17 protein-coding genes, 2 tRNA genes, 3 rRNA genes and 1 pseudogene are annotated in these 23,323 nt (G+C 68.1%); 14 read left to right on the top strand and 9 right to left on the bottom strand.

The genetic code is table 11. From position 1 onward, the window contains the following. Positions 1-430 precede the first annotated feature (430 nt). Positions 431-742, top strand: a complete 312-nt coding sequence (locus tag E2C04_RS21485) for a hypothetical protein (protein ID WP_338088751.1) — start codon at positions 431-433, stop codon at positions 740-742. Between the two features lie 15 nt (positions 743-757). Here the strand turns inward: E2C04_RS21485 and E2C04_RS11455 are convergent, their stop codons facing one another. Further along, positions 758-1,873: an FAD-dependent oxidoreductase gene (locus E2C04_RS11455; protein WP_135832676.1), complete on the bottom strand. Its 1,116-nt coding sequence runs from the start codon at positions 1,871-1,873 to the stop codon at positions 758-760. Positions 1,874-1,971: 98 nt separating this feature from the next. Between E2C04_RS11455 and dnaG the strand changes: the two genes are divergently transcribed. The 3 genes from dnaG to E2C04_RS11440 all read left to right on the top strand — a co-directional run bounded on the left by dnaG (position 1,972) and on the right by E2C04_RS11440 (position 4,546). After that, positions 1,972-3,879: a DNA primase gene (dnaG, locus tag E2C04_RS11450; protein WP_135832675.1), complete on the top strand. Its 1,908-nt coding sequence runs from the start codon at positions 1,972-1,974 to the stop codon at positions 3,877-3,879. After that, a complete protein-coding gene (locus E2C04_RS11445) occupies positions 3,876-4,385 on the top strand; it encodes a hypothetical protein (RefSeq protein ID WP_135832674.1) in 510 nt (169 codons plus the stop codon). The genes dnaG and E2C04_RS11445 overlap by 4 nt, the downstream gene beginning before the upstream one ends. 88 nt (positions 4,386-4,473) lie before the next feature. Further along, positions 4,474-4,546: transfer RNA gene (locus tag E2C04_RS11440), tRNA-Asn, on the top strand. A 66-nt stretch (positions 4,547-4,612) separates the two neighbouring features. Here the strand turns inward: E2C04_RS11440 and E2C04_RS11435 are convergent. Beyond that, entirely contained in the window at positions 4,613-5,368 is a 756-nt protein-coding gene (locus E2C04_RS11435) for a PIG-L deacetylase family protein (protein WP_135832673.1), read from the bottom strand. Between the two features lie 96 nt (positions 5,369-5,464). On the opposite strand from E2C04_RS11435, the gene E2C04_RS11430 reads away from it, so the two are divergent. The 3 genes from E2C04_RS11430 (at position 5,465) to E2C04_RS17780 (ending at position 7,419) form a co-directional block, all read left to right on the top strand. Then, positions 5,465-5,537 (top strand) — tRNA-Ile (locus E2C04_RS11430). 16 nt (positions 5,538-5,553) lie between these two features. Next, positions 5,554-5,709 (top strand): hypothetical protein, encoded by a 156-nt coding sequence (locus tag E2C04_RS17785; RefSeq protein ID WP_158630682.1) that lies wholly within the window; start codon positions 5,554-5,556, stop codon positions 5,707-5,709. 201 nt (positions 5,710-5,910) lie between these two features. After that, the gene (locus E2C04_RS17780) at positions 5,911-7,419 is read left to right on the top strand and encodes a lipase family protein (protein ID WP_135832672.1); all 1,509 of its coding nucleotides are present in this window, start codon (positions 5,911-5,913) and stop codon (positions 7,417-7,419) included. Here the strand turns inward: E2C04_RS17780 and E2C04_RS19920 are convergent. The 4 genes and pseudogenes from E2C04_RS19920 to E2C04_RS11410 form a co-directional block, all read right to left on the bottom strand. Then, positions 7,416-7,697: an SGNH/GDSL hydrolase family protein gene (locus tag E2C04_RS19920; protein WP_238694558.1), complete on the bottom strand. Its 282-nt coding sequence runs from the start codon at positions 7,695-7,697 to the stop codon at positions 7,416-7,418. The genes E2C04_RS17780 and E2C04_RS19920 overlap by 4 nt on opposite strands. A 58-nt stretch (positions 7,698-7,755) precedes the next feature. Next, a pseudogene (locus tag E2C04_RS19915) lies at positions 7,756-8,124 on the bottom strand (GDSL-type esterase/lipase family protein); the annotation flags it as partial. Between the two features lie 119 nt (positions 8,125-8,243). After that, on the bottom strand, positions 8,244-9,362 hold the full coding sequence (locus tag E2C04_RS11415; RefSeq protein ID WP_135832671.1) for a glycosyltransferase family 4 protein: 1,119 nt from the start codon (positions 9,360-9,362) through the stop codon (positions 8,244-8,246). 89 nt (positions 9,363-9,451) lie between these two features. Beyond that, entirely contained in the window at positions 9,452-10,903 is a 1,452-nt protein-coding gene (locus E2C04_RS11410) for a serine/threonine-protein kinase (protein ID WP_158630681.1), read from the bottom strand. A gap of 105 nt (positions 10,904-11,008) precedes the next feature. Between E2C04_RS11410 and tyrS the strand changes: the two genes are divergently transcribed. The 7 genes from tyrS to E2C04_RS11380 all read left to right on the top strand — a co-directional run bounded on the left by tyrS (position 11,009) and on the right by E2C04_RS11380 (position 20,194). Next, positions 11,009-12,274 carry a tyrosine--tRNA ligase gene (tyrS, locus tag E2C04_RS11405; protein WP_135832669.1) on the top strand — a complete coding sequence of 422 codons (1,266 nt, stop codon included), beginning with the start codon at positions 11,009-11,011 and terminating at the stop codon, positions 12,272-12,274. Between the two features lie 558 nt (positions 12,275-12,832). Further along, positions 12,833-14,347 (top strand): 16S ribosomal RNA (locus E2C04_RS11400). 478 nt (positions 14,348-14,825) lie between these two features. After that, a 23S ribosomal RNA gene (locus E2C04_RS11395) occupies positions 14,826-17,933 on the top strand. A gap of 202 nt (positions 17,934-18,135) precedes the next feature. Continuing rightward, positions 18,136-18,252: ribosomal RNA gene (rrf, locus tag E2C04_RS11390) — 5S ribosomal RNA — on the top strand. The 16S, 23S and 5S rRNA genes sit together here, the layout of an rRNA operon. A gap of 102 nt (positions 18,253-18,354) precedes the next feature. Beyond that, entirely contained in the window at positions 18,355-19,095 is a 741-nt protein-coding gene (locus tag E2C04_RS11385; RefSeq protein ID WP_238694262.1) for a hypothetical protein, read from the top strand. Then, on the top strand, positions 19,092-19,481 hold the full coding sequence (locus tag E2C04_RS19910) for a hypothetical protein (protein ID WP_238694261.1): 390 nt from the start codon (positions 19,092-19,094) through the stop codon (positions 19,479-19,481). The genes E2C04_RS11385 and E2C04_RS19910 overlap by 4 nt, the downstream gene beginning before the upstream one ends. Before the next feature lie 170 nt (positions 19,482-19,651). Then, positions 19,652-20,194, top strand: a complete 543-nt coding sequence (locus tag E2C04_RS11380; RefSeq protein ID WP_135832668.1) for a DUF3145 domain-containing protein — start codon at positions 19,652-19,654, stop codon at positions 20,192-20,194. Between the two features lie 102 nt (positions 20,195-20,296). Here the strand turns inward: E2C04_RS11380 and E2C04_RS11375 are convergent, their stop codons facing one another. From E2C04_RS11375 to E2C04_RS11365, 3 genes are read right to left on the bottom strand one after another with little or no spacing between them, the layout of a single operon-like run. After that, positions 20,297-21,742, bottom strand: a complete 1,446-nt coding sequence (locus tag E2C04_RS11375) for an acyl-CoA carboxylase subunit beta (protein WP_135832667.1) — start codon at positions 21,740-21,742, stop codon at positions 20,297-20,299. Beyond that, positions 21,742-22,974: a beta-ketoacyl-[acyl-carrier-protein] synthase family protein gene (locus E2C04_RS11370; protein WP_135832666.1), complete on the bottom strand. Its 1,233-nt coding sequence runs from the start codon at positions 22,972-22,974 to the stop codon at positions 21,742-21,744. The genes E2C04_RS11375 and E2C04_RS11370 overlap by 1 nt, the downstream gene beginning before the upstream one ends. A gap of 44 nt (positions 22,975-23,018) precedes the next feature. After that, positions 23,019-23,264 (bottom strand): acyl carrier protein, encoded by a 246-nt coding sequence (locus tag E2C04_RS11365; protein ID WP_135832665.1) that lies wholly within the window; start codon positions 23,262-23,264, stop codon positions 23,019-23,021. Positions 23,265-23,323 lie beyond the last annotated feature (59 nt).

Genomic DNA, 23,323 nt, shown 5'->3' with positions numbered 1-23,323 from the left:
GGCGACGGCACGCCGCGCACGGTGGTGAAGTTCGGGGTGTACGACGACGACGTCCCGGTCTTCTCGTGGATGCGCGAGCCCGGTGCTGGCACCGACCAGTGCCTCGAGGCGCAGGTGATGGACCTGGCTGACGACGTCGCCTACTCAGTGCACGACGTCGAGGACGGTGTCGTCGCCGGCAAGATCGACCTGGCCGGGATCGACCGCGCCGGGGTGTGGCAGACCGTCCGCGAGTGGTACCTGCCTGAGGCGGCCGACGACCGCCTCGACGAGGTCCTCGACGGACTGATGGGCGTGGAGAGCTGGCTGCGGGCTCCCTACGACCGGTCACGGTGGTCTCGCCGCCCTCAAGAACCTCACCAGCGACCTCATCGGTCGCTTCTGCGGCAGCGTCCAGGAGGCCACCTTCGCGGCTGGCTCCGGACCCTTCGTGCGCTACCAGGGCCAGGTGGTCGTGCCGGAGCAGACCCAGCTGGAGATCGCCGTGCTCAAGGGCATCGCGGCCCACTACGTGATGAGCACCGACGAGCGGGTCTCGCTCATGTCACGCCAGCGCGAGCTGCTCTCCGACGTCGTCGAGGGCGTCTGGATGCGCGGGGCCGACGCGCTCGACCCCGTCTTCGCCCACGACTGGCTCGCGGCGCCGGACGACGCGGCCAGGCGCCGCGTGGTCATCGACCAGGTCGCCTCGCTCACCGACGCCAGCGCCGTCTCCTGGCACGCTGCGCTGACCCGCGACTGAGCAGGCGAGGAGGGCTCAGGCGACGCCGGCGGGGGAGCCGGAGCCCGCAGGGTGCGCGGAGCGCAGGTGCTTCACGATCGCGATGGCGGCGGCCAGGCCGCCCCGGTTGCCCCCGATCGTGCTGGCGCTCGGCCCGTAGCCGACCAGCTGCACGCGCGGGTCCGCCGCCGCCGTGGTGGCGCTCTGTGGTCCGTTCGGTCCCGGCAGCAGGGTGATGCCACCGAGCGGGGAGCGCAGCCCCAGCGGGGCGAGGTGGCTCACGTCCGGCCGGAAGCCGGTTGCCCACAGGATCACGTCGGCGGGCTCGAAGGTGCCGTCGGGCATGCGTACGCCGTCGGGCTCGACCCGAACGAACATCGGGTGCCGCTCGTACGCCCCGCGCGCCGCCGCGGCCTGCTCCTGGGGTCGCAGCCGTAGCCCGGTGACGCTGACGACGCTGGCCGGAGGGAGGCCGGCCACGACCCGTTCCTCGACCGCACGCACGATCGCCGTGCCGTCGAACTCGTCCGTGTCACCAGCCCAGACCGGCTCGCGTCGGGTCACCCACAGGGTGTCGGTGACCGGCGCGATCTCACCGAGCAGCTGCACCGCGCTGGCACCACCGCCGACCACGACGACGCGTCGCCCGCGGAAGGCCTCGGCCCCGCGGTAGCCCGAGGCGTGCAGCTGCTCGCCGCTGAAGGTCTCCTGCCCCGGGTAGGTGGGCACGAAGGGGCGCTCCCACGTGCCGGTGGCGTTGACCAGCGTGCGGGTCAGCCAGGAGCGGTCGTCGGCGCGCACGCGCAGCAGCTCACCCTCGCTCTCGACGCGGGTGACACGGACCGGGCGGACGACCTCGATGCCCTGCTCCGCCTCGTACGCCGCGAACCATGCCGGCAGCACCTCGTTGGCGCGCTGCGGCCCGCGTGGCGGTGCGGGTGCCCCGGGGAGGTCGGCGACCCCGTGCACCCCGTCCATCCGCAACGAGTCCCAGCGGTGCTGCCAGGCGCCGCCGGGTGCGTCGTTGCCGTCGAGCACGAGCGTGGGGACGCCGCGGCGCCGCAGGTGGTGGGCCGCGGAGAGGCCCGCCTGCCCGGCGCCGATGACGACGGCGTCCCAGGGCTGGTCGGAAGACTGGGCGGAGGCACTCACGTCCGTCCCAACCACGCACGCCCCGATTCCATGCCCTGAGGTGCACGCTTGTGCGTTCGTGGCTCGGCGGTGCACGCCGTGGCCGTAGACTCCGGCACGTGGCAGGGCGCATCCGGGACGAGGACATCGCGACGGTGCGCGAACGAGCCCGCATCGACGACGTGGTGTCGTCCTACGTCACCCTCCGCAACGCCGGCGGCGGCTCGATGAAGGGGCTGTGCCCCTTCCACGACGAGAAGTCCCCGTCCTTCCACGTCACCCCGTCGCGAGGCTTCTTCCACTGCTTCGGCTGCCAGGAGGGCGGCGACGTCATCAGCTTCCTGATGAAGATCGACGGCCTCGCCTTCTCAGAGGCTGTCGAGCACCTGGCTGACAAGTACGGCGTGCAGCTGCGGCGCGAGGACGGCGACGACGGGCCGCAGCGTCCCCGGGGCCCGGCGCGTGGCCGCCTCCTGGAGGCGCACCGGGTCGCCCAGGAGTTCTACGCCGACCAGCTCTCCAGGCCCGACGCGCTGGCCGGGCGCCAGTTCCTCTCCGACCGCGGCTTCGACCAGGCGGCCGCCGAGATGTTCGGCGTCGGCTTCGCCCCGCGCGAGGGCGAGGCGCTCACCACGCTGCTGCGCCAGAAGGGCTTCAGCCAGGAGGAGATGGTGGCCAGCGGCCTCGTCGCGGTGGGCCGCTCGGCGTACGACCGCTTCCGCGGCCGCCTGCTCTGGCCCATCCGTGAGTCCAACGGCGACACCGTCGGCTTCGGTGCGCGCCGCCTCTTCGACGACGACCGGGTCGAGGCGAAGTACCTCAACACCTCAGAGACCGCGATCTACAAGAAGTCGCAGGTCCTCTACGGCCTCGACCTGGCCCGCAAGGAGATCGCGCGCAGCTCGCAGGCCGTGATCGTGGAGGGCTACACCGACGTGATGGCCTGCCACCTGTCCGGCGTTACCACCGCGGTGGCCACCTGTGGCACCGCCTTCGGCGACGACCACGCCCGGGTGCTGCGGCGCTTCCTCGACGACCGTGGCGGCCTGCGCGGCGAGGTCATCTTCACGTTCGACGGTGACGCCGCCGGGCAGAAGGCTGCGTTGCGGGCCTTCAACGGCGACCAGAACTTCGTCTCCCAGACCTACGTCGCCGTCGAGCCCTCGGGCATGGACCCCTGCGACCTGCGTCTGGCGAAGGGTGACGAGGCGGTCCGGGCGCTGGTCGCGGAGCGCACGCCCCTCTACCGCTTCGTGCTGAGCAACATCGTCTCGCGCTACGACCTCGACCGCGCCGACGGCCGGGTCGACGCGATGCGCGAGGCCGCCCGCCTGGTGGCGAGCGTGCGCGACCGCTCCAAGGTCGACGCCTTCGCCCGCGAGGTCGCTGCGATGGTCGGCATGGACGTCGACGAGGTGCGTGCCCAGGTGAAGCGGGCCGAGAAGTGGGGCAACGAGAAGCCGGCCGCCGGTCGTGACGGGCGCCGCGGCAACGAGCGTACGCAGCGCGACGCCGCTCCTGCTGCGCCGGCGGCGCCGCCCCGCGCGCCGATGCCGGCGCTGCGCGACCCCCGGTTCTCGATCGAGCGCGAGACGCTCAAGCTCGTCCTCCAGCACCCTCAGCTCGTCCAGCGCAGCCTCGAACCGGTGACCCCGGACGACTTCACCCACCCCGCCTACCGCGCGGTGTGGGAGGCGGTCGTCGCCCACGGCGGCCCGAGCGCGGGTGCGGCCGACCCGGGCTGGGCGACCGGCGTACGCGCGGCGTTGGAGAACCCGTTCGTCTCGGCGGCCTTCGCCGAGCTCGCGGTGGAGCCGGTGCGCTCGGCCGGCGAGCCCACCGAGGCCTACATGTTCGCCCACGCCTACCGCCTGCGGGAGCTGACCCTGCTGCGCCGCACGGCGGCGCTCAAGTCGCGGCTGCAGCGCACCGACCCCAGCAGCGCGGAGTACCTCCAGCTGTCCTCGGAGCTGTGGACCCTGGAGCAGCGCCGTCGCGAGCTCGCCGACAAGGCGGTCGGCGCGTGAGGTGGGGCCGGCGTACGCAGCCGGTCGAGGTCCCGACGCTGCTGCCGCGTGAGCGGGTGCTCGCGCACGCCGTCGCCGAGGACGGGTCGGTCCTCGCCGGCACCCGCGACGCCCTGCACCTGGCGCCCATCGGCGGCGCCGAGCCCCAGCGGGTGCCCTGGCAGCTGGTCGAGGCCGCCGACTGGGACGCGGAGGCGTCGACCTTCCGCGTCAGCGAGGTGGGCGAGTGGGGCGCCGAGCGTCCGGAGCACGCCTACGTCCTCGACGAGGCCCGTCTCTTCCTCGAGCTGGTGCGTGAGCGGGTGACCGCCAGCATCGTGCTCCAGCGGCACGTCGCGGTGCCCGGGGGAGGCATGCGGGTGATCGCTCGACGGGCCCCGCACGGCAGCTCCGAGGTCCTCTGGGTCTACGAGTACGACGCCGGGGTGGACCCCTCGGATGCGGCGGTCCGCGAGGCTGCCGAGGCGGCGCTGGCGCAGGCCAAGGACGAGGTCGGACCGGTCTGAGCGGGCGTCGGTGACAGGAGGCCCCCCGCTTTGGTGTCCGCGGCCAGGTGTTGCTAATGTTCCTCTCGCTGCTCGTGAGAGCGGCTGATCCCCTGTAGCTCAACTGGCAGAGCATTCGACTGTTAATCGGAGGGTTGTTGGTTCGAGTCCAACCGGGGGAGCTCTGAGAAAACCCTTCCGCCTACGGGCGGGAGGGTTTTCGCCATTTCGGGCCCTCCGCGGCGCAGTCAGTCGGTCGGCGGACGCAGCACGAAGACCTCGGCGATCTCGGCGTACGTCGTGCCCAGCCGCTGGCCGGCCTGGCGGTTGAACCCCTCGAGCATCTCGCGGAAGTCCCAGTCCGCCCACCCGAGCCCTTCGATGTACGCCTTGTGCGCGGCCAGAGCCTCCACGCTGCGGTCGAAGGTCTCCGTCGTGTCGACGCCGTGCGTGGAGAGCGGAGACGCCATCGCCCACACCTCGCGTACGCCCGGCCAGGGCTCCAGGCCTGCCTCGACCTGCTCCGGGAAGACCCACCGGTTGGCGGCGTCGCGGACGGCGTCGACCACCGCGCGTCCCACGACGACGTGGTCGGCCTGGTTGAGCATCCCCGGCCCGAAGGACTCCCGGAAGTGGCCGGTGATCACGATGTCGGGCTGGTGGCGCCGCACAGCCTCGGCGATCGCGCGCCGCAGGGGCAGCCCGTACTCCAGGACCCCGTCGGGGAACCCGAGGAACTCGACGGCCTCGACGCCCACCACTCGGGCGGCCTCGACCTGCTCGGCCTCGCGCACAGGCCGGCACTCGTCGGGATGCAGCCCGTCGATCCCCGCCTCGCCGCTGGTGACCATCACGTAGCCGACCTGCTTGCCCTGTCCCGTCCAGCGCGCGATGCCACCGGCCGCAGCGAACTCGATGTCGTCGGGATGGGCCACGACGCAGAGTGCGCGCTCCCAGTCCTCGGCGAGCGGCTTCAGCGGACCGGGCTGCTCCGTGGTCTCCATCCTCCGATGGTGGCCCTGTGGCTGTCCGCGGTCAACGGGTCCGTACGCCGCCCGCTCACCCCCGACGCTAGGCTGCGCTGGTCCCGACAGGGACTCGGGGCGGTAGCTCAGTCGGTCAGAGCAGAGGACTCATAATCCTTGGGTCGTGGGTTCGAGCCCCCCCGCCCTACGCGAGGAGACCTGGGTTGAGCAACACGATCGTCTACATCCACGGCGTCGGTGGGGTCACACCGCTCGAGGACTGGCTCGATCCGCTCAACGTCGGCCTCGTCCAGGCCGGGCACTCGCGATCGACCCGACGTACGACACCGTCGTCCCGGTCACCTACCAGTCGCTGCTGATGCGTCCCACGGGGAGCAGCCGCACGACGAGGACCGACGAGGTCAAGGAGACCTGGGAGGGCAGCGACGCCACCGAGGATGCGGCCCGGCGCTACGCCGTCACCCAGGAGGACAACGCGCAGTTCCTCCGCCAGTGGTCGCACCGGGCCCGCGGCGTCCACTTCGGCCACTCGCCGCAGGGGTCACACGACCCTCACCTCCGTGGTCACCCGCGTCGGCGACCTCACCGAGGCGAAGATCTACGCCAACCACCGCAGCGTGCGCGCCAGCGTGATGCGCGAGGTGCTCGAGCAGATCCCGGCCTCCGACGAGATCGTCGTCGTCGCCCACAGCCTCGGCAGCGTCATCGCCGCCGACCTGCTCACCCGCCTGCCCGAGCGCACCCGCGTACGCGCCCTGGTCACCCTTGGCAGCCCGCTCGCCTCGGACATGTGGAAGCGGCTGCGCTCCCTGGCCACCGACTTCCCCTACGACCGGGTGGACGCCTGGATCAACGTCTTCGACCCGCGCGACGCCGTCACCTACGGCCGCGGCGTCGCCGCACGCTTCCCGATGGCCGTCGACGTCTCGGTCGACATCCGCTCGCACAGCGTCCGCGCCTACGCCTCCCACCCGGCGGTCGGGGCGTTGCTGGGCCACCAGCTCTACGGCCAGCGCGACGCGCACGCCGACCTGCCGCCGGCCCGGCAACTGGGGGAGGGCTGGCACCTCCAGCTCCTGGGCTTCGCCTACGCCGAGCAGCTCTCCCGCACCTGCCAGGCCAAGAAGTTCAGCTGGCGCAAGCGCTTCGACACCGCCCGCCGGATCTCCGCGACCCGTGTCATCGAGGAGGTCGAGCAGGCCGACGACAGCGCACGCGCTGACCTCGGCGCCACGCCCTCGGTCACCGACTTCGTCGACCGCGCCTCCGACCTCGTCCGTGACGTCTGGTCCGACGACGACCTGCTGCCGCTCGCGGTCTCGCGGTACGCCTCCAGCCCGCTGCCGCCCTTCGACATCGCTGTCGACCCCAAGCACCGCCTCGAGGCGCTGACCGCGCTCCTCAACCGCGTACGACGCCGCCAGGGCAGCATCAGCGACCTCGAGTTCGCCACCGCCGTCGCCACCTCCGTCGAGCACGCCCAGGACGCCCTCACGCCCGACCGACGCCGCTGGTGGGGCTACCTCGTCGGCGGCGGCGCGGTGCTCCTGGCGCTGACCGGCGTAGGGCTCTGGGCAGTGCTGCCGACCGCGCTGGCCGGGGCCGCCGCGATCACCGCCACGCTCGCCGCCTTCGGGCCGGGCGGCATGGTCGGGGGGATGCTCACGCTCGTGCTCGCCACCGGGGCCGGCACCGCCCTGGTCAGCGCCGGGGCCGTCGCCGCGACCGGTGAGCGCGACGCCGCCGTCGAGTTCCGACTCGCCGTCGCCGGGGCGCTGACCCAGATGCGCGTCGAGGAGCTGCGAGGCCTGCTCGTCGGCATCGTCGCCGTCATCCGCGCCCAGGAGGCTCTCGGCATGGCGACCACCCGCCCGCACGCGATGGAGGTGCTGCTCGACGCTCAGGCCCGGCTCGCCCAGGAGCTGCACCTGCACACGGTCGTCGCGCCCAAGCGCCCCGGCACCAAGGAGATGGCCGAGCGGGCGGACCTCCTCCACCGCGCGATCGAGGTGCTCACCGAGGCCGACCCGGCCGACGACACCCGGCCGGTGACGATCAGCCCGGCCTAGCCGACCGTCGGCGGGTGGTGCCCGAACGGCACCTCGTCGACCTCACCCAGCGCGGCCAGGACGCTCGGCAGCAGCGCCTTGGCCGTGCGCCGGTAGCCCACCCCGGAGGGGTGGAAGCGGTCCTGCGAGAACATCTGGTCGGGCTGGGTCACGAAGAACGGACCCACCACCGTCGCCAGGCTCACCGCGTGGGCGCCGAGGTCGGCCGCGACCTGGCGTTGCGCGGCGGCGAGCTGGCGGGAGAGCAGGCCGGCGAGCGTACGCAGTGGCTGCGGCACCGCGTGCAGCGCGGCGAGGTCGGGGCAGTGCCCACCACCACCCTGCGCCCCGCTCCTGCAGCGCGGTGATCGCCTGGGCCAGGTGGGCGCGTGACTCGGCGAGCCGGACCCGGTGCGTGACGTCGTTGCCGCCCACGACGACGACCGCCACCTCGGGGCGGTACGTCGGTGGCAGCGTCGCGATCTGCCCGGCGAGCATCGAGGTCTCGGCGCCGACCCGCGCGGCCGTGTGCAGGCGTACAGCGCGGCCCGTCCGCTTCGAGACGCGTTTGGCCAGCTGGCCGCCCAGCGTCTTGCGTGGCGTCTCCGCACCGAGCCCGGCCGCGATGGAGTCGCCGAGCAGCAGCAGGTCGACCGGGTGGCCCAGCGACTTGCCGTAGGTGCGGTCGGCGACCAGGGCCTCCTCGCCGAGCGGCTTCCCGATCACCTGGCGGGCGGCGGCTGCCTGCCGCTGCAGCAGCAGGCGACCGGCCACGGTGACGGCCCCCGCGCCCGCGCCGACCCCGAGCAGCGCCGCGACCGCGGGGGAGAGCTCGCGAGCGCGGCTCACGCGGCGTCGAGCAGCGGCGTACGCACGACCGCGGCGTAGTGCTGGACGAGCTCGTCGACGACGTCGGCCCAGCTGCGGCGCGAGACCGCGTCGCAGCCCGCGCTGCCCAGCCGTGAGCGCAGCTCGGCGTCGTCCGTCAGCCGCTCCACCGACCGGCGCAGGCTGGCACCCGAGCCCGGTGTGTAGAGCAACCCCGTACGTCCGTGGTCGACGAGGTCGAGCGGCCCGCCAGCGGCAGGTGCCACGACAGGGACGCCGCTGGCCTGGGCCTCCTGCACGGTCTGGCAGAAGGTCTCGGCCTCACCGGTGTGCACGAAGACGTCGAGGCTGGCGAAGGCGCGGGCCAGGTCCTCGCCGCCGAGCATGCCGGTGAAGCGGGCCCCCGGCAGCGCCCTCCCGAGCAAGGCACGCTCCGGCCCGTCACCCACCACGACCAGCCGGGTGCCGGGCAGGTCGCCCAGTGCCGCGAGGCGACGGACCTGCTTCTCCGCCGCCAGCCGCCCGACGTAGCCGATGACCACCTGGTTGCGGTCACCACGGGTCCACTTCTCGCGCAGGTCGTCGCACCGGCGGGCGGGGGAGAAGAGGTCGAGGTCGACGCCGCGGCCCCACCGGTGCAGGTCACCCACGCCCATGCCGCGCAGCTGGTCCATGGAGACGGTCGAGGGGGCCAGGGTGCGGTCGGCGCGCCGGTGGATCCGGCCCACCCAGCGGCTGATGGCGGGCTCCGCGCGCAGGCCGTACTGCTTGGCGAAGCCGGAGATGTCGGTCTGGTAGATCGCGACGGTGGGGATGCCCAGCCGTTGCGCCGCCTTCAACCCGATCGCACCGAGCGCGATCGGCGAGGCGAGGTGCACGACGTCGGGGCGGAACTCGGCCATCGTCCGCTCGACCACGGGGTCGGGCAGGCCGACCGGGAAGCTGGCGTAGCGGGGGAGCGCCATGGAGCGCACCCGCACCACCGGCACGTTGCGGTAGGCGGAGGGTCCGGGGCCCGGAGCGATGACGAGCGGCTGGTGGCCGGTGGCCAGGAGGCGGTCGACGACGTGGCGGACACTGTTGGTGACGCCGTTGACCTGGGGGAAGAAGGACTCGGTGACGATCACGACTCGCATGCTGCGAGCGTGGGCGCCCGCGATGAACGGAGGGCGTCGCCGGCGGGCTGCTGCGATGAAGTTCGCGCCACGCCTCAGGGCGTACGACGTCAGGACTCGCCGGCGATGAGCAGCTCGGATCCGTTGCGCTCCAGGACCAGGGTGACGCTGTCGGAGATCTGCCGTCCGTTCCGCATCCGGTAGTCGACGTCGTACGACACGGTCAGCGCGTCGACGTCGGCCCGGATGTTGCGTGGCGAGGCCGAGCGCACGGTCCGCCAGAAGCCGGAGTAGGAGCCGAAGCCCTCGCTGTCGGCCTGGAAGCCGGGCGTGAGCCGCTGCCACGCAGCGCGCGGGTCACTGGTCACGGTCGCCAGGTAGTCGGTGACGAACGAGGTCATCTCCGCCTCGGTGACCGCCGTCGGGCTGGCGGTGGGCTCGGGGCTGGTGGTGGTCGGGCTGGGCGTCTCCTGCCCTGCGGTGGGAGCCGGGTCGCGGGCGGCGTTGAGGCCGGCGTACAGCGCCACGACGGTGCTGAGCAGGATCCCCGCTGCCACGCGCGCCCAGACCAGCCACGGACGGCGCCGCCCCGGAGGGGGCGACACGCTCTGGGCAGGCGGGAGGGCCGACGTCATGCGCCCTGCCGGGATCGACGCCGTCGTACGCGTGTCGTCGTCGCTCCGCCCGGGTGCCGTGTCGACAGCCGCGGGGGGCGTCGTGGCGGCAGCCGTGGCGGCGCTGGTGGCGCCGGTCCTCCGCGGCCGCGCAGGGGCCTCCTCACTGAGGTGGCGCAGCGCGTCGCGCACCTGCCCCATCGTCCACCGTGCCTCGGGGTCGATGGCCATGGTGCGCTCGAGCACCGTGTTGAGCCGACCCGTCTCCGGAAGGCGCGGCGGCTCCTCGTGGACGATGCGGTACATCGTGCTGAGCACGTTGTCGCCCACGTGGTAGGGCGGCCGACCGGCCAGGAGGTGGAAGAGCGTCGCGCCGAGCGCCCACACGTCGCTGGCGGGCGTCGCCGAGGAGCCGGTCGCGACCTCGGGGGGAAGGTAGGCGGGGGAGCCGGTCACGAGACCGGTCTGGGTCAGCGAGGTGTCGTCGGCGGAGCGGGCGATGCCGAAGTCGGTGAGCTTGGCCGTTCCGTCCCGGGTGAGCAGGATGTTGGAGGGCTTCACGTCGCGGTGCACGATGCCGGCGCGGTGGGCGGCGGCCAACGCCTCGGCCACCTGCGCGAGCACCCGCGCGGCCTCCTGCGGCTCCAGCGGACCCTGCTCTCGGACCAGCTCGGCCAGGCTCTGGCCGTCCACGTGCTCCATAACCAGCCAGTGCTCGTCGCCGACCACGACCAGATCGAAGACCCCGACCACGTGCGGATGGTTGAGCGAGGCGGCGAGGCGGGCCTCCCGAGCACCCTGCTGGAGGGCGGCGTCGGTGCCGCCGGCGTGCACCCCGACGCGCTTCAACGCGACCGTGCGTCCGAGCACGGTGTCGCGCCCGGACCACACCGGGCCGCTGGCACCGCGACCGATCTCGCGCTCGAACGTGTATCTGTCCGCACTCACCACTGCAGCCTAGGCAACAGGCACCAGCAGCGGCTGATCTGGCAGGCTAAGGCTGCCCGGTGCACCCCTGACCAGACCCGCGCCGGCTCACCGGAAGGAAGAATCGTGTCGACCCCGAACATCCTGGACGACCTCGAGTGGCGCGGCCTGATCGCCAGCTCGACCGACCTCGACGCGCTGCGTGCGGCGCTGGACGAGGGGAGCGTCCGGTTCTATGTCGGCTTCGACCCGACCGCCCCCAGCCTGCACATGGGCAACCTCGTGCAGATCGTGACGGCCAAGCGCCTCCAGGAGGCCGGCCACACGCCCTTCGCCCTCGTCGGTGGTGCCACCGGCATGATCGGCGACCCCCGCGACTCTGGTGAGCGCACCCTGAACTCGCTCGACACCGTGAAGGACTGGGTCGACCGCGTACGCCGTCAGATCGAGCCCTTCCTCTCCTTCGAGGGCGACAACGCCGCGACGATGGTCAACAACTACGACTGGACGGCGTCGCTGTCGGTCATCGACTTCCTGCGCGACGTGGGCAAGCACTTCCCGGTCAACCGGATGCTGGCGCGTGACGTGGTGAAGTCCCGCCTCGAGGACGGCATCAGCTACACCGAGTTCAGCTACGTGCTGCTCCAGTCGATGGACTTCCTCAACCTCTACCGCGACCACGGGGTGACGCTGCAGTTCGGCGGCTCCGACCAGTGGGGCAACCTCACCGGCGGCGTCGAGCTGATCCGTCGCGCGGCCGGGGGCAAGGCCCATGCCTTCACCACTCCGCTGATCACGAAGAGCGACGGCACCAAGTACGGCAAGACCGAGGGCGGTGCCCTGTGGCTCGACCCCGAGATGATGTCGCCCTACGCGTTCCACCAGTTCTGGCTCAACGTCGAGGACGAGAAGGTCGTCGAGCTCCTCAAGATCTTCACCTTCCTCCCGCGTGAGGAGATCGAGGACCTGGCGGCCCAGACGGAGGAGAAGCCGTTCCTGCGCGCCGGCCAGAAGGCGCTCGCCGACGCCGTGACCACCTTGGTGCACGGTCAGCGTGAGACCGAGGCGGCCAAGCGTGCCGCCCAGGCACTCTTCGGTGGGGGAGAGCTCAACACCCTTCCCCCCAGCACCTTGGGGGCAGCGCTCGCCGAGGCCGGCTCCGTTCAGGTCTCCGGTGACGCGATCCCGTCCCTGCTCGACCTCTTCGTGCATACCGGCCTCACCAAGAGCAAGGGCGAGGCCCGCCGTGCGGTGACCGAGGGTGGCGCCTACCTCAACAACGTCCGCGTGGAGGACCCCGACTTCGTCCCCACCCGTGACGACGTCGTCGCTGGCGGCTGGCTCGTGCTGCGCCGGGGCAAGAAGAAGTTGGCGGGCGTGCAGGTCTCCTGACCGGGCACCTTTACCGTACGCCGAGGGCCGCCGCCCGCGCTAAAACGCGTGGACGGCGGCCCTTCGCGTTGCTCAAACCGGCTCTGACCTGCGGAAACGTTGAGTGTGCTGGCCGTCACCCCACCCCGAGTTGCACGTCTGGCGAGAGGTGACCTAGTGTTTCACCTCGTTGCCGGGAAGGTGACCGGGATGAAGCCCAGAAGGGCGGAAGCCAGGTCGGAGGCAACCGACTCCCTCGCTCACAGCGAGATCGAAGATCGAAAGATCTTGGATCGAACAACATGAGCGACCCCAGGGAGAAAGCGAGAAAGACGCGGATTTGAATTCGCAGAAACAACTCGCTAAAGTTTCAACAAGCGCCGCAGCCGCCCCGAGAGGGAAAGCACGGACAAGCGTTTGATCCTTGAGAACTCAACAGTGTGTCATAGTCGACGAATTAGTTTGATATGCCCCGTCGGCACTTCTTTGGGAGTGTCTACGGATTTCTTTGACAATGAATTCTGACAACGTAAGTTAGTCAGGGTTTGTTCTTGTCGGGGATGGCTTTTCTTGAAATTTTCAATGGAGAGTTTGATCCTGGCTCAGGACGAACGCTGGCGGCGTGCTTAACACATGCAAGTCGAGCGGTAAGGCCCTTCGGGGTACACGAGCGGCGAACGGGTGAGTAACACGTGAGTAATCTGCCCTTCACTTCGGGATAAGCACCGGAAACGGTGTCTAATACCGGATATGAACCTCCTTCGCATGTTGGGGGTTGGAAAGTTCTGGCGGTGGAGGATGTGCTCGCGGCCTATCAGCTTGTTGGTGAGGTAATGGCTCACCAAGGCTTCGACGGGTAGCCGGCCTGAGAGGGTGACCGGCCACACTGGGACTGAGACACGGCCCAGACTCCTACGGGAGGCAGCAGTGGGGAATATTGGACAATGGGCGAAAGCCTGATCCAGCAACGCCGCGTGAGGGATGACTGCCTTCGGGTTGTAAACCTCTTTCAGTAGGGACGAAGCGCAAGTGACGGTACCTACAGAAGAAGCACCGGCCAACTACGTGCCAGCAGCCGCGGTAATACGTAGGGTGCGAGCGTTGTCCGGAATTATTGGGCGTAAAGGGCTCGTAGGCGGTTTGTCGCGTCGGGAGTGAAAACTCAGGGCTTAACTCTGAGCTTGCTTCCGATACGGGCAGACTAGAGGTATGCAGGGGAGAACGGAATTCCTGGTGTAGCGGTGAAATGCGCAGATATCAGGAGGAACACCGGTGGCGAAGGCGGTTCTCTGGGCATTACCTGACGCTGAGGAGCGAAAGTGTGGGGAGCGAACAGGATTAGATACCCTGGTAGTCCACACCGTAAACGTTGGGCGCTAGGTGTGGGGCCTATTCCATGGGTTCCGTGCCGCAGCTAACGCATTAAGCGCCCCGCCTGGGGAGTACGGCCGCAAGGCTAAAACTCAAAGGAATTGACGGGGGCCCGCACAAGCGGCGGAGCATGCGGATTAATTCGATGCAACGCGAAGAACCTTACCTGGGTTTGACATACACCGGAAACACCTAGAGATAGGTGCCCTTTTAGTCGGTGTACAGGTGGTGCATGGCTGTCGTCAGCTCGTGTCGTGAGATGTTGGGTTAAGTCCCGCAACGAGCGCAACCCTCGTCCTATGTTGCCAGCACGTCGTGGTGGGGACTCATAGGAGACTGCCGGGGTCAACTCGGAGGAAGGTGGGGATGACGTCAAGTCATCATGCCCCTTATGTCCAGGGCTTCACGCATGCTACAATGGCCGGTACAAAGGGCTGCGATCCCGTGAGGGGGAGCGAATCCCAAAAAGCCGGTCTCAGTTCGGATTGGGGTCTGCAACTCGACCCCATGAAGTCGGAGTCGCTAGTAATCGCAGATCAGCAACGCTGCGGTGAATACGTTCCCGGGCCTTGTACACACCGCCCGTCACGTCACGAAAGTCGGCAACACCCGAAGCCGGTGGCCCAACCCTTGTGGAGGGAGCCGTCGAAGGTGGGGCTGGCGATTGGGACGAAGTCGTAACAAGGTAGCCGTACCGGAAGGTGCGGCTGGATCACCTCCTTTCTAAGGAGCACACACCCCGACAGCAGACGCCTGTTCTGCTGCGTATGGTGGTGTCTCACTAGTGGAATCGTCGATGAATGGCTTGAACCTGGCTGGTTCGTGCACCTCAGTACTGCCCTGTCTCTTCGGAGGCTGGGCGTGGAACCTGGTGGATGGCTGGTAGGGGGAGGGTCGTGACACGCTGTTGGGTCCTGAAGGATCGAACACTGCCTGAGTAGTCGGGTGGGGTTGGTTCTTCTGGCCTCCTTCGCTTGAAGCCTGGTTGATCTGGGCCGATGGGGTTGGTGGGGTTGTTGTTTGAGATCTGGATAGTGGACGCGAGCATCAGCACGCACGTTCAACGGTTCTTCGGGACTGGTTGGGGTTGTGTGTTGTGCAATTAAGCAAATGAGCCATCACGCCTGATTGTGGTGTGGTGGTTGGTCTTTGTAGCAAGTAAGAATCTGTGTTGACGCGTTGAGTTGTTTTGACGTTGTTGAGACAAGCTACTAAGGGCACATGGTGGATGCCTTGGCACCAAGAGCCGATGAAGGACGTAGGAGCCTGCGATAAGCCCCGGGGAGTTGGCAACCGAGCTGTGATCCGGGGGTGTCCGAATGGGGAAACCCAGCTGGAGTCATGTCCAGTTACCCTCACCTGAACACATAGGGTGAGTGGAGGGAACGTGGGGAAGTGAAACATCTCAGTACCCACAGGAAGAGAAAACAACAGTGATTCCGAGAGTAGTGGCGAGCGAAATCGGATGAGGCCAAACCTACTTCGTGTGATACCCGGCAGGGGTTGCGGAGTGGGGGTTGTGGGGCCGCTCGATCAGTGCTGCCGTGCTGGTACAGAGTAAGAAAACACAGATGAAGCCGAAGCAGGTTGGAAAGCCTGGCCGTAGAGGGTGATAGCCCCGTACGTGTAAGTCTGTGTCTCTGGAGCGTCACCCCAAGTAACACGGAACCCCTGAAATTCCGTGTGAATCTGGCGGGACCACCCGTTAAGCCTAAATACTCCTTGGTGACCGATAGCGGACAAGTACCGTGAGGAAAGGTGAAAAGTACCCCTGGCGGGGAGTGAAATAGTACCTGAAACCGTGTGCCTACAATCCGTCGGAGCGAGAACTTGTTCTTGTGACGGCGTGCCTTTTGAAGAATGAGCCTGCGAGTTAGCGGTGTGTAGCGAGGTTAACCCGTGTGGGGAAGCCGTAGCGAAAGCGAGTCCGAACAGGGCGACACAGTTGCACGCTCTAGACCCGAAGCGAAGTGATCTATCCATGGGCAGGTTGAAGCGCGGGTAAGACCGCGTGGAGGACCGAACCCACTTAGGTTGAAAACTGAGGGGATGACCTGTGGATAGGGGTGAAAGGCCAATCAAACTTCGTGATAGCTGGTTCTCCCCGAAATGCATTTAGGTGCAGCGTTGTGTGTTTCTTGCCGGAGGTAGAGCACTGGATAGCCGATGGGCCCTACCAGGTTACTGACGTTAGCCAAACTCCGAATGCCGGTAAGTGAGAGCGCAGCAGTGAGACTGCGGGGGATAAGCTCCGTAGTCGAGAGGGAAACAGCCCAGACCATCAGCTAAGGCCCCTAAGCGGTGACTAAGTGGAAAAGGATGTGGAGTCGCATTGACAACCAGGAGGTTGGCTTGGAAGCAGCCACCCTTGAAAGAGTGCGTAATAGCTCACTGGTCAAGTGATTCCGCGCCGACAATGTAGCGGGGCTCAAGTCATCCGCCGAAGCTATGGCATTCACATATTGAGCTAGGCCTTCGTGGTCCAGGTGTGTGGATGGGTAGGGGAGCGTCGTGTGGGCAGTGAAGCGGCAGAGTGATCTAGCCGTGGAGGCCACACGAGTGAGAATGCAGGCATGAGTAGCGAATGAAATGTGAGAAACATTTCCGCCGAATGATCAAGGGTTCCAGGGTCAAGCTAATCTGCCCTGGGTAAGTCGGGACCTAAGGCGAGGCCGACAGGCGTAGTCGATGGACAACGGGTTGATATTCCCGTACCGGCGAAGTAGCGCCCATGACGAGGCTGGTGATGCTGACCGTCCGAAGCGCCGTGATCTGATCCCTTCGGGGTGAGGACGTGTGCGTGGAGCACGGGACCCAATCCAGTAGTAGTCAAGCGATGGGGTGACGCAGGAAGGTAGTCCAACCGTGGCGATGGTAGACCACGGCTAAGGGTGTAGGACTGAGGGTAGGCAAATCCGCCCTCTGGATGTCTGAGACCTGATGGGGAGCCAATTGTGGTGAAGTGGATGATCCTATGCTGTCGAGAAAAACCTCTAGCGAGCTATGAGCCGCCCGTACCCCAAACCGACTCAGGTGATCAGGTAGAGAATACTAAGGCGATCGAGTGAACCATGGTTAAGGAACTCGGCAAAATGCCCCCGTAACTTCGGGAGAAGGGGGGCCGGATCCGTGAAACTCTTTTCGAGTGGCAGCGGTGATGGCCGCAGAGACCAGGCCCAAGCGACTGTTTACTAAAAACACAGGTCCGTGCGAAGTTGTAAGACGATGTATACGGACTGACTCCTGCCCGGTGCTGGAAGGTTAAGGGGACCGGTTAGACGCAAGTCGAAGCTGAGAACTTAAGCCCCAGTAAACGGCGGTGGTAACTATAACCATCCTAAGGTAGCGAAATTCCTTGTCGGGTAAGTTCCGACCTGCACGAATGGAGTAACGACTTGGGCGCTGTCTCAACCATGGACTCGGCGAAATTGCACTACGAGTAAAGATGCTCGTTACGCGCGGCAGGACGGAAAGACCCCGGGACCTTTACTATAGTTTGGTATTGGTGTTTGGTTCGGCTTGTGTAGGATAGGTGGGAGACTGTGAAACCTCGACGCCAGTTGGGGTGGAGTCATCGTTGAAATACCACTCTGGTCGTACTAGATGTCTAACCTAGGTCCGTAATCCGGATCAGGGACAGTGCCTGATGGGTAGTTTAACTGGGGCGGTTGCCTCCTAAAATGTAACGGAGGCGCTCAAAGGTTCCCTCAGCCTGGTTGGCAATCAGGTGGCGAGTGTAAGTGCACAAGGGAGCTTGACTGTGAGACAGACATGTCGAGCAGGGACGAAAGTCGGAACTAGTGATCCGGCGTCGGCATGTGGAAGCGGCGTCGCTCAACGGATAAAAGGTACCCCGGGGATAACAGGCTGATCTTCCCCAAGAGTCCATATCGACGGGATGGTTTGGCACCTCGATGTCGGCTCGTCGCATCCTGGGGCTGGAGTAGGTCCCAAGGGTTGGGCTGTTCGCCCATTAAAGCGGCACGCGAGCTGGGTTTAGAACGTCGTGAGACAGTTCGGTCCCTATCCGCCGCGCGCGTTGGAAACTTGAGAAAGGCTGCCCCTAGTACGAGAGGACCGGGGTGGACGAACCTCTGGTGTGCCAGTTGTCCCGCCAGGGGCACGGCTGGTTGGCTACGTTCGGAAGTGATAACCGCTGAATGCATCTAAGCGGGAAGCATGTTTCAAGATGAGGTTTCCCACCACCTTGAGTGGTTAAGGCCCCCAGCAGAACACTGGGTTGATAGGCCGGAGGTGTACAGCAGTAATGCCCAGCCGACCGGTACTAATAGGCCGAGGGCTTGTCCCAACACCGTACAAAACCACTCAACACAACACATCTTGTTGTGAAGACCCGCTACGCGTCCACTAACCAGTTCCCAGACAACAGACCCCTGTCCTGCGCACGCAGGACGAAGGCGGACAACAACACAATGGACTCGGTCCCACTCACACCCATGCAGTGCACCCCACCCGGTGCACCTGGGTCCCTGGACAGGACTGGAAAGAGTTACGGCGGCCATAGCGAAAGGGAAACACCCGGTCCCATCCCGAACCCGGAAGTTAAGCCTTTCAGCGCCGATGGTACTGCGATCGAGAGGTCGTGGGAGAGTAGGACGCCGCCGGACATACACTTGCAGAGGCCACCCCTTAGGGTGGCCTCTGCTGCATTTTCACCCCTGCGCGACCGCGCCACGGGGTGGATCGACACGATTGAAGAGGTGAAACCCATGGCCGACGATCGTCGTGGTCAGCGTCCCGCACGAGGCGGCGACGGACCCAGGAGCAGCGGTCGCGGAGGAGTGGGGGGATCCCGCTCCGCACGTGGAAACGACGGCAACCGCACTGGTGGCCCCCGCTCCGGCAGCTCGGCCGGACGCGACTCCCGTCCCGGCGAGAGCCGTGACCGCAAGCCCTACGGGGCGAAGTCCGGTGACAGCCGCGACCGCAAGCCCTACGGCGCGAAGTCGGGCGACGACCGCAAGCCCTACGGTGCCAAGTCGGGCGACAGCCGTGACCGCAAGCCGTACGGCGCCAAGTCCGGTGACAGCCGCAAGCCCTACGCCAAGTCCGGCGAGCGGGGCGGGCGTGACGACCGCGGTGCCCGCGGCGAACGTCCCTACTCCCGCGACCGCCAGGGGCCGGCGCGCACCCAGGAGCAGCGCACCAAGGACCAGGAGCGCTACGACGGTCCTCCGCTGCCGGAGGGAATCACCGGCAAGGAGCTGGACCGCTCCATCACGGCTCAGCTCAAGGGTCTGCCGGAGAAGCTCGCTGCCCGCGTGGCGCGCCACCTGGCGGCCGCTGGCCAGCTGATCGACTCAGACCCGGAGACTGCCTACCAGCACACGCTGGCGGCCCGCCGCCGTGCGTCCCGCCGGCTGTCGTCCGCGAGGCGACGGGGGAGGCAGCGTACGCGGCTGGTCACTACGCCGAGGCGCTCGCCGAGCTGCGGGCCGCGAAGCGGATGAACGGCGCCACCGACTACCTGCCGATCATGGCCGACTGCCACCGCGCGCTCGGCCAGCCCGAGCAGGCGATCAAGCTCGCCAAGAGCCCGTCGGTCTCCAACTTCTCGGCCGAGGCCAAGGCCGAGATGACGATCGTCGAGGCGGGCGCCCGTCGCGACATGGGCCAGCTCGACGCCGCGCTGCGTACGCTCGAGCTCGCACCGCTCATGCACAAGACGCGTGACGCCTGGGTGGTCCGCCTGCGCTACGCGTACGCCGACATCCTCGAGGCCGCCGGCCGCGAGGCCGACGCGCTGGCGTGGTTCCACCGGACCCACGCGATCGACAGTGAGGAGATCACCGACGCTGCCGAGCGTGCCGAGGTGCTCGAGAAGCGTCGCGACTGACGGCTCCACCGCAGTGCTTGACCAGCGCACACCTCCGGCGTGTCCGGGCGTGTGCGCTGGTTTTCTTCTACCCCATGGGTCACAATGGACCGACTAATTACATAGGTGTCACTGTGCACGATTCGTTTCTGGTCATGAGATCGCTGGGGAAGGCGTAGCTCGCGCCGGAGATGAAGGAGATAACGGTGACTTCACGTACTGCACCCCGCCCGAATGGACCTGCCACTCGGGGGATTCTGTTCGTGCACTCAACGCCCTCCGCGCTCAGCCCTCACATCGAGTGGGCTGTGGGGGGTGTGCTCGGCGCTGCCGTGAGTCTCGACTGGACCCCTCAGCCGGCACAGCCTGGCACCTACCGTGCTGAGCTCTCCTGGACCGGGGCGGCGGGGACCGCTGCTGCGGTGGTGTCCGCCCTGCGCGGCTGGAACCACCTCCGCTTCGAGATCACGGAGGAGCCCACGGCCTCGACCGAGGGTTCCCGCTACTCGTTCACCCCTGAGCTGGGCGTCTTCCACGCCGTCACCGGCCTCCACGGTGACATCATGATCCCCGAGGACCGTCTCCGCTCGGCGATGGTGAAGGCAGGGACGGGCGAGACGACCCTCGAGCTCGAGGTCGACAAGCTGCTCGGCAAGCCGTGGGACGACGAGCTGGAGTCCTTCCGGTACGCCGGCGAGGGCGCCCCGGTGCGCTGGCTGCACCAGGTCGTCTGACGCGACCTCCCTGCGGTGGTCCGAGCAACCACCGCACCTCGTACGACGCCGAAGGGCGGCCCTCCCGCGGGAGGGCCGCCCTTCGACGTTGTCGGACGTGGGTCAGAGCGGGATGTTGCCGTGCTGCCCCCGTACCGGGCCGTGGGCAGCGAACGCGTCCGCGATCGCGCCGGCGATGGCGCTGCGGGTGAGCTCGGGGGCCACCACGTCGTCGACGACGCCGATCTCCACGGCCTTCTCCACGCCACCCGCGATCCGCTCGTGCTCGGCCGCCAGCTCCTCCTCGACCTGGGCGCGAAGGTCGGCAGGCACCTCGGCCAGCTTGCGGCGGTGGATGATCCTGATGGCAGCCACGGGCCCCATGACGGCCACCTCGGCGCCGGGCCAGGCGAAGACCTTTGTCGCGCCCAGCGAGCGGGCGTTCATCGCGATGTAGGCGCCGCCGTAGGTCTTGCGCGTCACCACGGTGACGCGCGGGACCACCGATTCGGCGAAGGCGTGCAGCAGCTTGGCACCGCGGCGTACGACACCGTCCCACTCCTGCCCGACACCGGGCAGGTAGCCGGGGACGTCGACGAGCACGACGAGCGGGATGCCGAGGGCGTCGCACAGGCGTACGAAGCGTGACGCCTTCTCCGCGGAGAGCGAGTCGAGGCAGCCGCCCAGGCGCAGCGGGTTGTTGGCGATGACGCCGACGGTACGTCCACCCATGCGCCCCAGCACCGTGGCCACGTTGGGCGCCCAGCGGGCGTGCAGCTCACGGGCGCTGCCCTCGTCGAGGACACCCTCCACGAGCGGGTGCACGTCGTAGGCGCGCTTCTTGTTCTCGGGGAGGAAGGAAGCCAGGTCGACGTCGGCCACGGCAGCGGTGTCGAGCGTGCCCTGGTCGCCCAGCAGCGACGTGACGTCGCGGGCCGCGTCGAGCGCCTCGCGCTCGGTGTCGGTCAGCACGTGCACCACGCCCGAGCGGCGGCCGTGCGGCTCAGGGCCACCCAGGCGCAGCATGTCGACGTCCTCGCCGGTGACCGAACGGACCACGTCGGGGCCGGTGACGAAGATGCGACCCTCGGGACCGAGGATCACCACGTCGGTGAGCGCGGGGCCGTAGGCGGCGCCACCGGCTGCCGGGCCGAGCACCACGGAGACCTGCGGGATCTTGCCCGACGCCCGGGTCATGGCGTGGAAGATCAGGCCGACCGCGTGCAGCGAGAGCACACCCTCGGCCAGACGTGCGCCACCGGAGTGCCACAGGCCGATGATCGGGACGCCGTCGGCGAGGGCGCGGTCGTACGCCTCCACGGCGACGCGGCAGCCAGCCTCACCCATCGCGCCACCCATGACGGTGGGGTCGGAGCAGAAGGCGACGGCGCGGGTGCCGTGCACGGTGCCGATCGCCGACATCATGCCGGAGTCGTCGAAGAGGCTGAGGAACTCGACCGATCCCTCGTCGAAGAGGGCGGTGAGGCGGTGCACCGGGTTGCGGGGGTCGTCCTCGCGCGGCAGCTTGGCGGCCTTCGGTGCGGAGGCGGGGGCCGGGGCGGCAGTCATCAGACGCTCCTGAAGGCGAGGGCGACGTTGTGACCGCCGAAGCCGAAAGAGTTGTTGAGGGCGGCGAGGTCGCCGTCCGGCAGCGTGCGCTGCTCGGTGGCCAGGTCGAGCCCGACGTCCTCGGGGTCGTCGAGGTTGATGGTGGGCGGCACCACGCGGTGGTGCAGCGCCAGTACGGTGGCGACCGACTCCAGGGCGCCGGCCGCGCCGAGCAGGTGGCCGGTCATCGACTTGGTCGAGGTGAGGACCGCGGAGGTGTCCTCGCCCAGGGCGGTGCGGATCGCCAGCGCCTCGGCCACGTCACCCTGCGGGGTGGAGGTGGCGTGGGCGTTGACGTGCACGACGTCGCCGGGGGAGAGGCTGGCCTCGCGCAGGGCGATCCCCATGGCGCGGGTGGCACCGGCTCCGGCAGGGTCGGGCTGCGCGACGTCGTGCGAGTCGGAGGTGATGCCAGCGCCTGCTGCCTCGGCGTACACCTTCGCGCCACGGGCGCGGGCGTGCTCCTCGGACTCCAGCACCACCACGGCGGCGCCCTCACCGAGGACGAAGCCGTCACGACCCTTGTCCCACGGTCGGGAGGCGGCGCTCGGGTCGTCGTTGCGCTTGCTGAGCGCCATCATCTGGCCGAAGGCGGCCATCGGCAGGGCGTGGACCGCGGCCTCGGTGCCGCCGCAGACGACCACGTCGGCACGGCCGAGGCGGATCAGGTCGATGCCCAGCGCGATCGCCTCGTTGCCGGAGGCGCAGGCCGAGACGGGGGTGTGGACCCCCGCCTTGGCGCCGATCATGAGGCCGATGCTCGCGGCCGGCCCGTTGGGCATCAGCATCGGGATCGCCAGCGGCGAGACGCGGCGGGGACCCTTCTCGAGGAGCTGGTCGTAGTTGCCCAGCAGGGTGGTGACGCCACCGATGCCCGAGGCGACGGCGACCGCCACGCGCTCGGGGTCGACGCCGGACTCGGCGAGCCCGGCGTCGGCCCAGGCCTCGGTGGCGGCCACCACGGCCAGCTGACCGGAGCGGTCCATGCGCCTGGCCTTCACGCGGTCCAGCACCTGGTCGGGCTCGACCGCCACGCGGGCGGCGATCCGGGCCCCGAGGGGCTCGGCCCACTCCTCGGTGAGCAGGGAGACACCGGAGGTGCCGGCGAGGAGGGCGGACCAGGTGGAGGGAACGTCGCCGCCGACCGGAGAGGTGGCTCCGAGACCGGTGACGACGACACGGGAGGCTGACATGGATACTCCTGGGTCGGTGCGGACGGGAGAGGTGGTCCCTCAGGTCAGGCGGAGGCCTGCTCGATGAAGGCGACGGCGTCGCCGACGGTCTTGAGGTTCTTCACCTGGTCGTCGGGGATCGAGACGCCGAACTTTTCCTCGGCGGCCACGACGACCTCGACCATGGAGAGCGAGTCGACGTCGAGGTCGTCGACGAAGGACTTGTCGAGCTGGACGTCGGCGGTGTCGACACCGGCGACCTCGTTGACGATCTCGGCGAGGTCGGAGCGGATCTCTTCGGTGGTGGCCATGGCTGGCTTCCTTCTCTACTGGGTGGGGTTGAAACTGCGGGGTGTGGTGCAGGTGGTGC

Origin of the sequence: Nocardioides daphniae (assembly GCF_004777465.1) — a bacterium.
Taxonomy (GTDB): domain Bacteria; phylum Actinomycetota; class Actinomycetes; order Propionibacteriales; family Nocardioidaceae; genus Nocardioides; species Nocardioides daphniae.
Note: the sequence above shows the minus strand (reverse complement) of the source record. Positions and strands in the feature narration are given on the sequence as shown.

Coding starts and splice junctions, on each gene's coding strand:
- E2C04_RS11385 (WP_238694262.1), top strand. CDS start 18,355: ATGGCCGACGATCGTCGTGGTCAGCGTCCCGCACGAGGCGGCGACGGA.
- E2C04_RS19910 (WP_238694261.1), top strand. CDS start 19,092: ATGAACGGCGCCACCGACTACCTGCCGATCATGGCCGACTGCCACCGC.
- E2C04_RS11435 (WP_135832673.1), bottom strand. CDS start 5,368: ATGGAGACCACGGAGCAGCCCGGTCCGCTGAAGCCGCTCGCCGAGGAC.
- E2C04_RS11370 (WP_135832666.1), bottom strand. CDS start 22,974: ATGTCAGCCTCCCGTGTCGTCGTCACCGGTCTCGGAGCCACCTCTCCG.
- E2C04_RS11415 (WP_135832671.1), bottom strand. CDS start 9,362: ATGCGAGTCGTGATCGTCACCGAGTCCTTCTTCCCCCAGGTCAACGGC.
- E2C04_RS11365 (WP_135832665.1), bottom strand. CDS start 23,264: ATGGCCACCACCGAAGAGATCCGCTCCGACCTCGCCGAGATCGTCAAC.
- E2C04_RS11380 (WP_135832668.1), top strand. CDS start 19,652: ATGAAGGAGATAACGGTGACTTCACGTACTGCACCCCGCCCGAATGGA.
- E2C04_RS11375 (WP_135832667.1), bottom strand. CDS start 21,742: ATGACTGCCGCCCCGGCCCCCGCCTCCGCACCGAAGGCCGCCAAGCTG.